The sequence below is a fragment of the Anoxybacter fermentans genome, from assembly GCF_003991135.1.
GTDB lineage: Bacteria > Bacillota > Halanaerobiia > DY22613 > DY22613 > Anoxybacter > Anoxybacter fermentans.
This window is the reverse complement of record NZ_CP016379.1, coordinates 1,883,326-1,897,248: the sequence shown is the minus strand read 5'-3', so window position 1 is coordinate 1,897,248 and position 13,923 is coordinate 1,883,326. Positions and strand designations below refer to the sequence as shown.

At 36.2% G+C, this 13,923-nt stretch carries 12 protein-coding genes; 9 read left to right on the top strand and 3 right to left on the bottom strand.

The window, feature by feature from the left end:
* Positions 1-8: 8 nt before the first annotated feature.
* Together BBF96_RS08615 and BBF96_RS08610 are read left to right on the top strand one after the other, a co-directional pair.
* Positions 9-1,310 (top strand): HD-GYP domain-containing protein, encoded by a 1,302-nt coding sequence (locus BBF96_RS08615; RefSeq protein WP_127016765.1) that lies wholly within the window; start codon positions 9-11, stop codon positions 1,308-1,310.
* Positions 1,311-1,432: 122 nt separating this feature from the next.
* On the top strand, positions 1,433-1,780 hold the full coding sequence (locus tag BBF96_RS08610) for an alpha/beta-type small acid-soluble spore protein (RefSeq protein ID WP_205665609.1): 348 nt from the start codon (positions 1,433-1,435) through the stop codon (positions 1,778-1,780).
* Between the two features lie 381 nt (positions 1,781-2,161).
* Here the strand turns inward: BBF96_RS08610 and BBF96_RS08605 are convergent, their stop codons facing one another.
* Both BBF96_RS08605 and BBF96_RS08600 read right to left on the bottom strand, forming a co-directional pair.
* Positions 2,162-2,593 carry a protease complex subunit PrcB family protein gene (locus BBF96_RS08605; RefSeq protein WP_127016764.1) on the bottom strand — a complete coding sequence of 144 codons (432 nt, stop codon included), beginning with the start codon at positions 2,591-2,593 and terminating at the stop codon, positions 2,162-2,164.
* 136 nt (positions 2,594-2,729) lie between these two features.
* Entirely contained in the window at positions 2,730-4,016 is a 1,287-nt protein-coding gene (locus BBF96_RS08600; protein ID WP_127016763.1) for an MFS transporter, read from the bottom strand.
* A gap of 581 nt (positions 4,017-4,597) precedes the next feature.
* On the opposite strand from BBF96_RS08600, the gene pulA reads away from it, so the two are divergent.
* The 6 genes from pulA (at position 4,598) to BBF96_RS08570 (ending at position 10,211) form a co-directional block, all read left to right on the top strand.
* Entirely contained in the window at positions 4,598-6,790 is a 2,193-nt protein-coding gene (gene pulA, locus BBF96_RS08595; protein WP_127016762.1) for a type I pullulanase, read from the top strand.
* Between the two features lie 398 nt (positions 6,791-7,188).
* A complete protein-coding gene (gene folE, locus BBF96_RS08590; RefSeq protein ID WP_418654988.1) occupies positions 7,189-7,755 on the top strand; it encodes a GTP cyclohydrolase I FolE in 567 nt (188 codons plus the stop codon).
* Between the two features lie 11 nt (positions 7,756-7,766).
* A complete protein-coding gene (gene folP / locus BBF96_RS08585; RefSeq protein ID WP_127016760.1) occupies positions 7,767-8,579 on the top strand; it encodes a dihydropteroate synthase in 813 nt (270 codons plus the stop codon).
* Positions 8,567-8,932, top strand: coding sequence for a dihydroneopterin aldolase (folB, locus tag BBF96_RS08580; RefSeq protein WP_127016759.1), 366 nt, complete (start codon positions 8,567-8,569; stop codon positions 8,930-8,932). Before folP ends, folB begins: the two co-directional genes overlap by 13 nt.
* Positions 8,925-9,443 (top strand): 2-amino-4-hydroxy-6-hydroxymethyldihydropteridine diphosphokinase, encoded by a 519-nt coding sequence (gene folK, locus BBF96_RS08575; protein WP_127016758.1) that lies wholly within the window; start codon positions 8,925-8,927, stop codon positions 9,441-9,443. Before folB ends, folK begins: the two co-directional genes overlap by 8 nt.
* Positions 9,444-9,497: 54 nt before the next feature.
* A complete protein-coding gene (locus BBF96_RS08570) occupies positions 9,498-10,211 on the top strand; it encodes a queuosine precursor transporter (RefSeq protein WP_127016757.1) in 714 nt (237 codons plus the stop codon).
* Positions 10,212-10,645: 434 nt separating this feature from the next.
* Here the strand turns inward: BBF96_RS08570 and glgP are convergent, their stop codons facing one another.
* Positions 10,646-12,298, bottom strand: coding sequence for an alpha-glucan family phosphorylase (gene glgP / locus BBF96_RS08565; RefSeq protein ID WP_257791980.1), 1,653 nt, complete (start codon positions 12,296-12,298; stop codon positions 10,646-10,648).
* 376 nt (positions 12,299-12,674) lie between these two features.
* Between glgP and hydF the strand changes: the two genes are divergently transcribed.
* Entirely contained in the window at positions 12,675-13,913 is a 1,239-nt protein-coding gene (gene hydF, locus BBF96_RS08560) for a [FeFe] hydrogenase H-cluster maturation GTPase HydF (RefSeq protein WP_205665607.1), read from the top strand.
* Positions 13,914-13,923 lie beyond the last annotated feature (10 nt).

Here is a 13,923-nt window from a genome sequence, read left to right as displayed (position 1 = left end):
CATCGTTGGTGAAGATTGCCAGAAAAATATATTTATCAAATTTAACTTGTTTGATCCTGCCGTTATTTATAATTACTTCAGTTGCCTATATGGTTTGTTCGGCTATATATCAAAAAATGATCCATGAACGAAATCTTCTTCAAATTGATTATTTAACAAAATTTATTCAAAATAATTTAAATTCGTATAGCGGTCAGGAACAGTGGCAGCCAGAGTTTAGTAATTTTTATCCCTTAGATGGGATTATTCTTCTGGTAGGAGAAGATTATAATCTTCTTTGGAAAACTGGTGAAGATTTTACTTCAACAATTTATCAACATTTCCTTAAAAAAGTAGATTGGAAAAGTGGTAATCAGGGCCAGTCTTATAAAATTGATAATAAACGTTATTATCTTTACCATCGTCAAATTCCGGGAACAGGACTTAGTTTAATCTATCTTAGAGAAAAAAAGATATCAGATGCGGCGTTAAATCGATTTAAGTTTATTTTGTTGATTGTTTTTATTAGTCTGCTTTTATTATTTCTCTATTGTCAACAAAAAGTCACCAGAAGAGTGATTAAACCTTTGCACGAATTGGTAGAAATGGTAGGGAGCTTAATGAATTATGAATACTTTTTTCCTTTAAGGATGGTTGAAGATGACGAGATTGGGTTAATTAAAACCTATCTGTTTCAACTACAGGATTTACTTCAGAAACGGGAGATTAAGCTCCGACAGAATTTATTTAGCGTTATGGATATTTTAATTGATTTATTAGAGATAAAAGATTCTTATACTGCATCCCATAGTAAACAGGTGCGGAAATACTCTATTGCCATTGCTCAAATGTTGGGGTTGAACGAAGATGAGATTAGAGATATTGCCTTTGCTGCTACTTTACATGATATTGGAAAGATTGGGGTTGCTCATAGAATTTTAAATAAGCCTGGAAAATTGACTAGAGAAGAATTTGCTATTATTAGGCAGCATCCTGTAGTAGCTGATGAGGTATTGAAAAATATCGAGGAGCTAAAAAATATTCGAAAGATTGTTCGTCATCATCATGAAAAATATGATGGGACAGGCTATCCCGATCGACTGGCTAAAGAAGAAATTCCTTTAGGAGCGCGGATTGTAAGTGTGGCAGATGCTTTTGATGCCATGACGTCAAATCGCCCATATAGAAAAGCCTTAAGTATTGAAAGAGCTATTAATATTTTAATTGAAGAGAAGGGACGACAATTTGATCCAACAGTAGTAGATGCATTTGTCAAATATCTTTACCAACAAGGAGTTTTTGTTGCTGAAGTAGCAGCTTTAAAAGAATAATCTGTCAGTAATTGAAAAAATTATACGATATATTCACCTACTATATCCGGTTAGACTAGGATTAATGGAGGTGTTTTTTTTATAATAGTTTGCTGTTTGCCGCTTAAAAAATTTAAAAAGGAGTGATTAATATCTCCCGACGCAGAAACCGATACGTTAATCCCCTTGCAGCCAGAGCACTGGATGATCTGAAATATGAAGTGGCGCAAGAATTGGGGTATTTTCAGCATCAGACTGGGAACAATCGAGCCGAAGAGTATGAAGAGGCTCTGGATCGAATGAAATACGAAGTTGCTGATGATCTGGGAATTCCATTAGATCCCCACTATAATGGTGACTTAACAACCCGGGATGCTGGACGGATCGGTGGTCGGTTGGGCGGCCATATTGGTGGTAATATGGTTAGAAAGATGATAGAATATGCAGAAGCCAAAATGGCCGAGGAGTATGGCAGACAGCAAAAAGAATAGGGCCAGAGGCCCTATTTTTTTTGTGTTTAGGAAATTATACTTTTTTGTAGGTTGTTGATGATAATATAATTAAACTGCACAAAGCTAATTTTTGAGCGGTATAGAAATTTTTCGCTAAACCATCTTAGTGAGATTTCAGTTGAAATAAGGCCTCATATGAGGAGTGATGAGCTAATCAAGGGCCAGGAAGGCCTGTTGATTAGTATGCCTTATTTCGACTGAAATCGAACTTTAGATGGCTCGAAAAATTTCTTTATTAAGCGAAAAATTAGCTTTGTGTAGTAAAATAGATTGAGTGCCTGAAAGGTATTTTGTTTAAGAATTTTACAGATTTATTATGAGGGAACCAGGATATGAGCAATTTTTAGATCAGTACAGATGTTAATTAAGCTTTGAAAGGTGTTTACCATCTTCCAGCACCTGAATATTGACAGCTTCTTCAGGTAATTTAACTACAATTGCTGGATATGAAATGACCATGGCAACAATATCATCAGGGTCTGGTGCAATAAATCTTACTTTTATAACCCATTTATCTTTAGTTTTAAGGACTTTCTGAACCTTAATTTTATGTCCTGCAGTGTTAACTTCACCTCTGGTAATCAGGACATATTTGGAGTTATCATAAGGTATGACAGAATAGCCGGTTTTATATTTCTGTTGTTCATAGTGTTCATAAATGGCTTTTGGAGTTTTATCGATATTCAGTACTTCATAATCCTGATATTCATTTATAAAAGTATTAAATAATAATATTAAAATACCGATAACCAATGAAATAAGTAAAATCTGCTTGATGAAAATGGCTTTCATGTTAAATCACTCCTTTTTTGAGGTCATATTTATATTATACCATATAAGTTGAGATAAAGGAATACCATGATTTGGTTTTAATATAAAATTAAGCGAGAATAAAATAAGCCCCTTTAAAGGGGCCTTTTTGTACTTGTTATGCCACAGTATGTTGTTTTTTTTCATGAGTATGGTACTTATACCTGATAAAGAAAGCTATTACACCTAAAAAACGGAAGAAGGCCGCTGCCAATAGAGCGGTATGGATTCCCCAGCGATCATTAATATATACTCCTACATTTGGAGCAAAAATTGCACTTATATTTATAGCGGTGTTATAGCAGGCAATATAGAGTGTTCGTTGAAATTTTGGTGCTTCTAAAAGAGTTATATTCATTAGAGTCAAAATAAAACCAGCGGTAGAAATCCCAACAATGGTAGTTACTGATGCCAGAATCGGCAGAGTTTTACTGCTGGCATATAAGACCGGAGTAAAAGCCATTCCCAGCCCTGTAATTGCAAGTGTAATATCATTTCCATATTTGTTAGCAAATTTATTCCAATAGTTATAAGATAAAGCTGACGTCAGTGAGGTGATGACTGATATAGTAGCAAGCCAGGCTTCAGTGGCATTGAGATGTTTTATCTGGTAGAGGCTGAAGAGCGGCCAGCCCATTTGCCATCCAAAATGAAAGATAATGGAACAGATAGCAAAAATCAAAAACCGTTTGGCCTGAGGTATATTTTTAAAGGAAGAGAAAAGAAGTTGAAATCTTTTTTTTAATGAGGTTCTACTCAAAGCTTTAGTCTCTTCCTCATTCTCATAACATGGTTCTTTAATCATTAGATTGGCATATACTTCAATACAGCCTACTATAAAAGCAATGATAAAAAATGCCTGGTAGAAACGGAGGCGTTCCAGGTCGGTACCAGGAATATGAGATAAAATTTGGCCTGCTAAAAAAGTTACTATCATTCCTATGATGGTCGAAATTCGCTGTTTCTGAGCCAGAGCATAACCTCGATGAATTTCAGGGACAAAGTCAGCAAAAAAAGATTGCCAGGCAATTTCAGAGACAGAACCAGGTAGCCGCATCATGCCAATTAGAATTACAAAGGTGGTTGCTTGCCATGCAGGTGGTAAAAATGGTACAAGTGCTAGGCAGAAATAGAAAAATCGGCTGGCTGCGATTAAAAGACAGGTAATATTTTTTTTATATGTAAATTGATCGACAAATGCTCCACCGGGAATCAAAGCCAGTACTGCGGCTAATCCCGGTAAAGATGAAAGCCAGGCAACATGGTAATTTGTTCCACCCAGTCGGAGTACGAACAGGGAGAAGAAAGGGTTGGTTAAGTTAAAGATAATGGTAGTGGCTGCCCCAGCAATAACAGTCAAAAAGATATTTCGTTTCAGTTGGCTGTCAATGGAAGTAATAGGCATAATCAGGACTCCTTTTCCTAAAAATTATTTTGCATTACAAAATATATTCTAACGCATTTCAAAAAAGAATGGAATATGTTTTATGCAAAAAGTTTAAAAAATTTATAACCATAATTTTTGAGGAAATATTTTTGCTAATTTTAATTTATGCTAACGATATTTTTGCCTGTTTAAAAGGATTATAATTGTATGATAGCGAAATAAAAATATGGTTATTTGGTTTTAGAATTGAGAAGATTATGAAGAGTCTGGTTATGAAAGGGTGAACGCAGTATTATGATTAAACTACAAAAAGCTAATTTTGAGCGCCATAGAAATTTTTAGTTTAACCATCTTAGTGAAATTAAAAGAATAGTCTCATTAGTAGGATATGATGAGCTAATAAAAGGTCAAGATGACCCATTGATTAGTGTGCCTTATTTCGTTAGATGGTTCAAAAAAATTTCTTTATGAAGGAAAAATTAGCTTTTTGCAGTAAAGTCATGTATTATTTTAAGTAATGAAGGATTATTTCTGGACTTATGGAAAATTTCTAGAAATGTTTTTTATAAAAATTATACAAATATTTTGAGGTGAATTTTATGTCTGGAGCTCAAAAAAAGATAAAAGCTGCGGTTATGGACAATTTTGATGAAATTAATATAGTTTTATCAGAGCCAATTTCTTTAGCAAATGGAGAAGATAGAAAATTTAAAGTGATTAAAAAAACGGGTGAGCCTGTGGCTCTTAAAGAAATTACCGCAAAGGAATCGGGTAATGGAAAGAAATTTATTATTCGTCTGGCAGAACCAGTAGATGTTACTGGAATATATAAGGTAACCCATCCAGATTTTCAGCCAAAGAGAGTGTTTTTCAGAAAAGTTCTTGATGATGAACAATTTATCTATAGAGGTGATGATCTGGGCCCTATTTATACTCCTGAAATGACACGGTTTAGAGTCTGGGCACCTACAGCCAGAAGAGTTGAACTGATCATTTATGATCATGGAGATGCTAAGTTAGGCCGATCTACAGATATGAAGCGGGATGTTAAAGGAACATGGGTAGCAGAGATCAGGGAAGATTTGAAAGGGAAATTTTATACATATAGGGTCCATGTACATGATCAGATATGGGAAGCTGTTGACCCGTATGTCAAATCTGTCAATGTTAACGGTACTAAAGGTGCTATCATCGATCTTAAAGAGACCAACCCGGAAGGTTGGGGTACTGTTCCAAGACCTCCCTTTAAAAATTTTGTTGATGCCATCATTTATGAAACCCATATCCGGGATATATCTGTCGCGGCTAATTCTGGTATTACTCATAAAGGAAAATTTTTAGCATTAACCGAAGAGAATACCCAATCCCCAGATGGGTTGGCAACAGGGCTGGCTCATTTAAAGGAATTGGGAATTACCCATCTACATCTGTTGCCGATTATGGAATCGGAATTTATCATTGATGATAAGGATATATATAACTGGGGTTATGGTACCAATTTCTTTTTTGCTACAGAGGGGCAGTATGTTACCGATCCAGCAGATCCGGTTAAAAGAGTTAAAGAGTTTAAAGAAGCTGTTCAGGTTTTGCATAAAAATGGAATCAGAGTGGTATTAGATGTAGTCTATAACCATACTGGCCGCAAAAACCCTGACCTGGAAAGAATAGTTCCCGGTTATTACCTAAGAAGAGATGAAGAAGGCAATCTTTACTGTGGTTCTGGAGTAAATAATGATTTTGCCTCTGAGCGGCCAATGGCCAGAAAGTTGATGATTGATTCGGTTAAATACTGGGTTACGGAGTATCAGGTGGATGGTTTTCGTTTTGATTTAATGGGTTTGCATGATCGGGAAACTATGCTTAAAATTGCTGAGGAACTTCATAGAATAGATCCTACAATTTTAATTTATGGTGAAGCCTGGCTTTTGAGGACTGGATTACCTTTCAGTGAATTAATGGTTAAAAACTCACAACAGGGGACTTCTATAGCAATTTTTAATGATAATGTACGGGATGCTATTGTAAGTGGAGGAATTCATCCGGTGACTGAGCGGGGTTTTGCTAGTGGTAAACCTGAAATGGAAGCAAGTATTAAAAAGGCTGTGGTAGGTTCTATTATCGACTATGATCCAGAAAATGTTTATAATCGGGAATATCAGTTCAAACCAGAAGAAACCATCCATACTTTTAATCCACATGAGACGATCAATTATGTCACCTGTCATGATAATTACGCATTACGGGATCGTTTAGAGCGCAGCAATCCTCAAGCAACAGAAGTGGAAAGAGAAAAAATGGCAATGCTGGCAAATGGGATTGTCTTGACCTGCCAGGGTATTCCGTTCATTGCTGGAGGTGTAGAAATCCATAAAACTAAATTTGGTGATGAGAATAGTTATCAATCCCCAGATTACATTAATGAGATTGATTGGTCCTATAAAAAGACTTATTACAGTATGTTTAAATTCTATCAGGGATTGATCAGATTAAGAAAAGAACATCCGGCTTTTAGAATGACGACGGCAGAAGAGATCAAAAATCATCTGGTATTTCATCAATCTCCGCCAGGTACAGTGGTTTATTCATTAAATGATCATGCAAATGGTGATCCCTGGAAGAGAATTGTAGTGATCTATAATCAGAACAGGTATAAGGTAAATGTGACCCTGCCTGGTGAAGGTTGGAAGGTTGTGGTAGAAGGTAATAAAGCTGGGATAACCCCATTGCGTAATGTCAGCGGTAGTTTTGTAGATGTACCGCCAATCAGTTTGATGGTCTTATATCAGGAATAATGGAGGTTAAAGTTTATAAATGGTTAAACTGTAAAAAGCTAATTTTTCGCTTCTTGAGAAATTTTTCGAATCATCTAAAGCTTGATTTCAGCCGAAATAAGGCTTCCTAATCAAAGGGCCATCCTGGCCCTTGATTAGCTCATCACCTCCTGTGATGAGACCTTATTTCGTCGGAAATCTCGCTAAGATGATTTGGCAAAAAATTTCTATGTCGCTCAAAATTAGCTTTTTACAGTATAATCATAAATTAAAAAATAATTTATAGCAGGATATAAGTTAATTTAAGTGGAATTATAATAAAGTTAGTTGCATAAAGATCAATTTGCTAGTTTTAAAACCTTTCCTTGTTTCAGCCAGATTTTTAATGTTCTTAAAGTGTTCTTAAAAAGGGGTTGACTGTGGTGGATAAAGAAAAAATCAAAAGAGCAGTCAGGGATATTCTGGAAGCAATAGGAGAAGATCCGGAACGGGAGGGGTTAAAAGATACTCCGAGAAGAATTGCTGATATGTATGAAGAAATATTTTCTGGTTTATATGAAGATCCTAAAAAGCATCTGGAAATTTATTTTCAAGATGAAAAACATGAGGAATTAGTATTGGTTAAGGATATACCCTTCTATTCTATCTGTGAACATCATTTACTTCCTTTTTTTGGAAAGGCTCACGTTGCTTATATTCCAAGAGGGGGTAAACTGACAGGGCTTTCGAAACTGGCCAGGGTTGTAGAAACTGTGGCAAAAAGACCTCAGCTTCAAGAGAGAATAACTAAGACTGTAGCTGATATTTTAATGGAACAGCTGGAACCTTATGGAGTTATAGTAGTAATAGAAGCAGAGCATATGTGTATGACAATGCGAGGAGTTAAAAAACCAGGTTCAAAGACTGTGACATCAGCAATAAGGGGATTATTTGAAAGGAATCATGCATCCAGGGCTGAGGTTATGAGTTTGATAAATCACAAATAGGAGGGGATTAAATGTTTGAATTTGGAAAGAGAACATATATCATGGGAATATTAAATGTTACACCCGACAGTTTTTCTGATGGGGGAGAATATTTTGAGATAAGCAAGGCAGTTAAACACGCGAAGGAAATGGTAAAAGAAGGTGCAGATATTATAGATGTAGGGGGAGAATCAACCAGACCGGGTGCTATAGAAATATCGGCAGAAGAAGAACTGAGTAGGGTTTTACCTGTTATAAAGGAATTGGTAAAGGAAATTGATGTTCCAATTTCAGTTGATACATATAAATCAAAAGTTGCAGAAGAAGTTCTAAAATTAGGAGCGCATATAATAAATGATGTCTGGGGATTGCAGAGGGATAAAAATATGGCCAATGTGGTTGCTAGATATAATGTTCCGGTAATTATTATGCATAATCAAAGAGGAACTGAATATAAAAAGGATATTATAGAATCGATAAAAGATTTTTTAAAGGAGAGTATCAGAATTGCAAAAGAGGCAGGAATTAAGGATGAAAATATAATTATAGACCCGGGAATAGGGTTTGGTAAAACTCCAGAACAAAATATGGAGGTTATGAGAAGACTTTCTGAGCTTAAGGAATTGGGGTATCCTCTCTTGCTTGGAACATCCAGAAAATCAATGATAGGCAAAATACTTGATCTTCCTCCGAAAGAGAGGGTAGAAGGAACGATTGCTACGACGGTTATGGGAATTTTGCAGGGTGTAGATATAGTCAGAGTACATGATGTAAAGGAAAATTTAAGAGCTGCCAGAGTTGTAGATGCTATATTCAGGAAAGATGGGATAATATGGACAAAATAATATTAAATAATCTAGCATTTTATGGTTACCATGGTGCATTGACTGAAGAAAATATAATTGGTCAAAAATTTTTTATAGATCTGGAGCTATACTGTGATGTAAAGGTGGCAGGGGAAACTGATGACCTTAGTTATTCTGTAAATTATGCTCAGGTATATGAAATAGTTAAAAAAATCTGTGAGGGTGATCCATATAAACTTATTGAAGCTTTAGCTGAAAATATAGCAAAAAAAATATTAAAAGAATTTCCTGTTGTTAAAGAAGTGATGGTTAGAGTGAAAAAACCGGAAGCTCCGGTCAACGGAATCTTTGACTATTTTGGGGTAGAGATAAGGAGAGGACGCGATGAGTAGTGCTTATCTTGGGTTGGGTACAAATATGGGAGATAAAATAGCAAATTTAAAAAAGGCTGTGGAATTAATAAAAAATTTTGACAACACAAAAATAGTAAAAATATCAAAAGTATATGAGACAGAACCCTGGGGGTATATCAATCAGGAAAATTTTTTAAATTTGTGTCTAAAAATTGATACTGATTTATCTCCTTATCAATTGTTAGCAGAATGTCAAAGAGTAGAAAATGAACTCAAAAGAAAAAGGTTAATAAAATGGGGACCTAGAACTATAGATGTAGATATTTTACTTTATGATGGAGTAATTTGTAATGATGAAAAATTAATAATTCCCCATCCCAGAATTCATGAAAGAGCGTTTGTTCTAATACCATTACGGGATATAAATGAAAGACTGATAATAAAAGGTAAGAATGTTAAAGAATGGATTGAGATTGTTGGAGAAGAAGGGGTTAAAGAGTATAGTGGAAAAATTGAATTTAATATTGACACAATAGATCCCAGTTGTTAAAATAAAAAAGGCTTGTAGATTTCTGTTTTATTAAAGATTAAGGAGGGTATATAAATGAACGAATTATTGTGGATTATATTATTACTGATAAACTTTGGAGCAGTATTGTTGGCATTCAGATTTTTCGGAAAGACAGGTTTATATATCTGGGTTGCAATTTCTGCAATATTAGCTAACATTCAAGTTTTAAAGACTGTAGAACTTTTTGGTTTGGTAGCAACTCTGGGAAATATTATCTATGGTACATCTTTTTTGGCAACTGATATTTTGAGCGAAATTTATGGCAGAAAAGAAGCTCAAAAAGCTGTCTGGATTGGTTCATTTACATTGGTAATAACAACTGTTATTATGCAAATCTGTCTGTTATTTATCCCGGATGCTTCAGATTTCGCTCAGGACGCATTGGTAACAATCTTTAAATTCTTCCCGCGGATAGTTGCTGCAAGTATGATTGCTTATGTAGTTAGCCAGAGCCATGATGTCTGGGCCTATGAAATGTGGAAAAAGAAGTTTTCATCTGATAAGCAAATCTGGATTAGAAATAATTTGAGCACAATGGTAAGCCAGCTGATTGATAGTGTTGTTTTCTGTTTTATAGCTTTTATTGGAGTTTTCGAATGGAATGTTTTATTATCAATTTTGGTTACAACATATTTGCTTAAATGGGTGGTTGCTGCATGTGATACACCGTTTGTGTATATAGCTAAGAAGATGGTAGATGGTGCTGATGGAGAGATGCATACTCTTAAGTCAGAGAGTTTAGCTTAAAAATAAAGTGAGAGGACCATGGTTATCCATGGTCCTGTTTTTATTTGTGCCGAAAAAAATATAACTTGCGGGTGCAATAAATATCTAGAAGACCAAACTAGTAAGAAGTTTTGTCATATTTTTTCTCATTCCTGCTTTATTTAATATATGATTATACTGCAAAAAGCTAATTTTGAGTGACATAGAAATTTTTCGCTAAATCATCTTAGCGAGATTTCCGACGAAATAAGGCCTTATCACAGGAGGTGATGAGCTAATCAAGGGCCAGGAGGCCCTTTGATTAGGAAGCCTTATTTCGGCGGAAATCGAGCTTTAGATGATTCGAAAAATTTCTCAAGAAGCGAAAAATTAGCTTTTTGCAGTTTAACTATTAAATATTTTAAAAAAACATTAACCTGGTCTGCTTTTTAAAAAGAGAGCCTGGTCATTAATGTTTATACTGTAACAGCTGATTCTTTTTGTGCTTGATAGGCTGGTTTATACATTTTTTCGTAATAATCTTTAATCATGCGCTGGGCTGAAAATTGGTAAGATGCCATTTCTATGCTGGCCCGCATCATATTAACCCAGCGTTCCCGGTCTTTATAATAAGTGGGGATAACGTTTTCATAAAGAAGATGATATAGAGCTTGAAGATCTTTTTCATCTTCTGTCTCTTTTTCAGGTAGGCTTTTAAATACTTCATCGATTAACCAACCACTGACTTCATGTTCCGGTCCTTCAGCAACCCAGCCGTCAACTACGCTTAGATTTAATACGCCGTTTACGGCAGCTTTCATTCCCGAGGTTCCGCTGGCTTCTAATGGCCGTTTTGGATTATTAAGCCAGATATCACAGCCTGAGATCAGATGTTTACAGATACTCATATCATAATTTTCCAGAAAGATTACATTTTCTGGATATTTTCTGGACATTTGTACTAATTTTTGAACTATCTCTTTTCCTGGATTATCGTTGGGATGGGCTTTACCTGAGAAAATTAATTGAAGCTTACCTTCTCTAAAGAGGGGCTCAATAGCATCAGCATTCCGGAAAATTAATTCTCCCCGCTTATAGGGTGCAGCCCTTCTAGCAAAACCGATAGTCAGTGTTTCAGGATTTAATTCACGTCCGGTTATATCTTTTACAAATTGAATTAACTCCTTTTTTATTTCCATATGTGGCTGCCAGAGATCTTCGTTTCTTTCATAGGCCAGACGTATGCGAGGATCCTGCCAGGTCTTTACATGTACCCCATTGGTAATGCAAATAATCCTAGCTCTATCCTGAATGTGCTCCCACATCCGATTGGCTGTTTTGGTATGTAATTTGGATACACCATTAGCCAGATAGGCCATGCGAAGTCCAGCTATAGTCATATTAAAGGGGTCATCACCTAGTCGTTTTAACTGTTCATAATTTAAGCCGTTATTGGCTTCCATATACTGGATTAGCCCAATGTCATGGCTTTCATTTCCTGCCATCACTGGCGTATGGGTAGTAAATATAATTTCTTTTCTGGTAGTGTTAAGAGCCTTTTCAAAGTCCATACCTAAAGCCATCTTTTCACGTATCAGTTCAAAACCAGCAAAAACGGCATGACCTTCGTTGAAATGATATAGATCTACATCAATTCCCAGAGCGCGAAGTGCACGTACTCCACCTATTCCCAAAATGATTTCATTGGCGAGTCTATCCTGCTCAACCCCCCCGTAAAGTTTGCTGGTCATCCAACCATTCGGGGTGTCAGGATAACCCGCATCCAGCAGATAAAGAGGAGCATTTTCAAATTGATCTGCTTTCCAGACCTTACAGGTTACATCTGTACCGCGAACCCGTACCTGAATAGTGACTCCCGTATCTTTAAGAAAATCAAAGTCATAGGTTTTATAGATATCATAGGGCCAGCCATCTACCCCTACATATTGGTTAGTATAATCTTGCCTCCAGAGAATACCGATTCCAACAACAGGCAAACCCAGATCCTTTGCTGCTTTGAGGTAATCTCCTGCTAAAATTCCTAAACCTCCACAATAAATATGCAGTGAATCATCAAGACCGTACTCCATGCAGAAGTATGCGACACGTGGTTTATCTTGATCCTGCACTTTTCCTTCTCCTTTGCTTGTAGTTTTAGTTTTAGTGTGTGGTATAGAGGTGAAAATTATTATTGATTAAACTGCAAAAAGCTAATTTTGAGCGCCATAGAAATTTTTTGTTTGACCATCTTAGTAAGATGGAAGGAAAAATAAGGCTTCATCACAGGATGTGATGAGCTAATCAAGGGTTGATTAGTGTGCCTTATTTCGATTGAAATCGAACTTTAGATGGTTCGAAAAATTTCTTTTGAAGTGAAAAATTAGCTTTTTGCATAAATTAAAAGGAAAATAGGGATCAATTAGCGAACTAAAGATAAATGTGAAAATAAATACAATGTTATTGCTTACCTAACTTTTTTTAAGCCAATAAAAGGAGATGATTAGGATGCAAAGTACCCCACAGGCAAATCGGTTACATATTGCGGTATTTGGTCGCCGTAATGTCGGAAAGTCCAGTTTGATCAATGCTTTGACAAACCAGAATTTAGCGCTGGTCTCTGATGTGGCAGGTACTACTACTGATCCTGTATATAAAGCAATGGAACTTTTACCACTGGGTCCGGTAGTTATGATTGATACAGCAGGAATTGATGATATCGGCATGTTAGGAGAATTGCGGGTTAAAAAGACTATGGAAGTTATGCGGAAAACTGACCTGGCAATCCTGGTACTGGATCCTGAGATAGGTTTAGCTAATTTTGAAGAAGAAATATTAAAAAAATTAGAAGAACGGGAGATACCGGTAGTAGCTGTTATAAATAAAAGTGATCTGGTTAAGGAAGTTTCTGAAGAGCTGATAAGTAAGGTTAGAGAAAGGGTGGGAAAGAAACCTATTTTGGTCAGTGCAGAAAAAAAGCAAGGGATTGAAGAGCTGAGACAGGCTCTGGCCAAAAATGCGCCCGTTGATTATGAGGAACCATTCATCATTGGAGATTTGATTAAGCCGGGTGATACGGTAATTTTAGTTGTACCTATTGATTTGGCAGCTCCCAAAGGAAGATTGATATTACCTCAGGTTCAGACCTTAAGAGATGTATTAGATCATGATGGAATTGCTGTAGTAACTAAAGAGAGAGAACTTAAAGCTACCCTTAGGAATTTACGTGAGAAACCTAAGATTGTAGTTACCGATTCTCAGGCATTCACAAAGGTGGATGCAGATGTTCCTGAGGATATTTTATTGACCAGTTTTTCTATTCTTTTTGCCCGTTATAAAGGAGATTTGGAGATTTATCTGGAGGGAGCGAAAAAGTTAGAAGAATTAAAACCCGGTGCTAAAGTACTGATTGCTGAAGCCTGTACCCACCGTCGGGTTGCAGACGATATAGGTACGGTTAAGATTCCGCGTTGGCTCAGGCTAAGAGTAGGTAATGATTTACAGTTTGATCATGTTTCTGGAAGAGAGTATCCGGAGAATTTAACCGATTATGATTTGATTCTTCACTGTGGGGGATGTATGTTGAATCGGCGGGAGATGCTTTATAGACTTAAAGAAGCTAAAAAAGCAGGAGTTCCAGTGATCAATTACGGGATGGCTATTGCACAATTACATGGAATTTTGGATAGAGCTTTAAAACCTTTTCCAACAATTCATGCCATGTGGGTTTCCAGAAAGCAAAGCTGAAAGTGGAGGG

Bases quoted from the DNA above. Each gene is read 5' to 3' on its own strand.
- BBF96_RS08605 (WP_127016764.1), bottom strand. From the start codon at position 2,593: ATGAAAGCCATTTTCATCAAGCAGATTTTACTTATTTCATTGGTTATC.
- BBF96_RS08600 (WP_127016763.1), bottom strand. From the start codon at position 4,016: ATGCCTATTACTTCCATTGACAGCCAACTGAAACGAAATATCTTTTTG.
- pulA (WP_127016762.1), top strand. From the start codon at position 4,598: ATGTCTGGAGCTCAAAAAAAGATAAAAGCTGCGGTTATGGACAATTTT.
- folP (WP_127016760.1), top strand. From the start codon at position 7,767: ATGTTTGAATTTGGAAAGAGAACATATATCATGGGAATATTAAATGTT.
- folB (WP_127016759.1), top strand. From the start codon at position 8,567: ATGGACAAAATAATATTAAATAATCTAGCATTTTATGGTTACCATGGT.
- folK (WP_127016758.1), top strand. From the start codon at position 8,925: ATGAGTAGTGCTTATCTTGGGTTGGGTACAAATATGGGAGATAAAATA.
- BBF96_RS08570 (WP_127016757.1), top strand. From the start codon at position 9,498: ATGAACGAATTATTGTGGATTATATTATTACTGATAAACTTTGGAGCA.
- hydF (WP_205665607.1), top strand. From the start codon at position 12,675: ATGCAAAGTACCCCACAGGCAAATCGGTTACATATTGCGGTATTTGGT.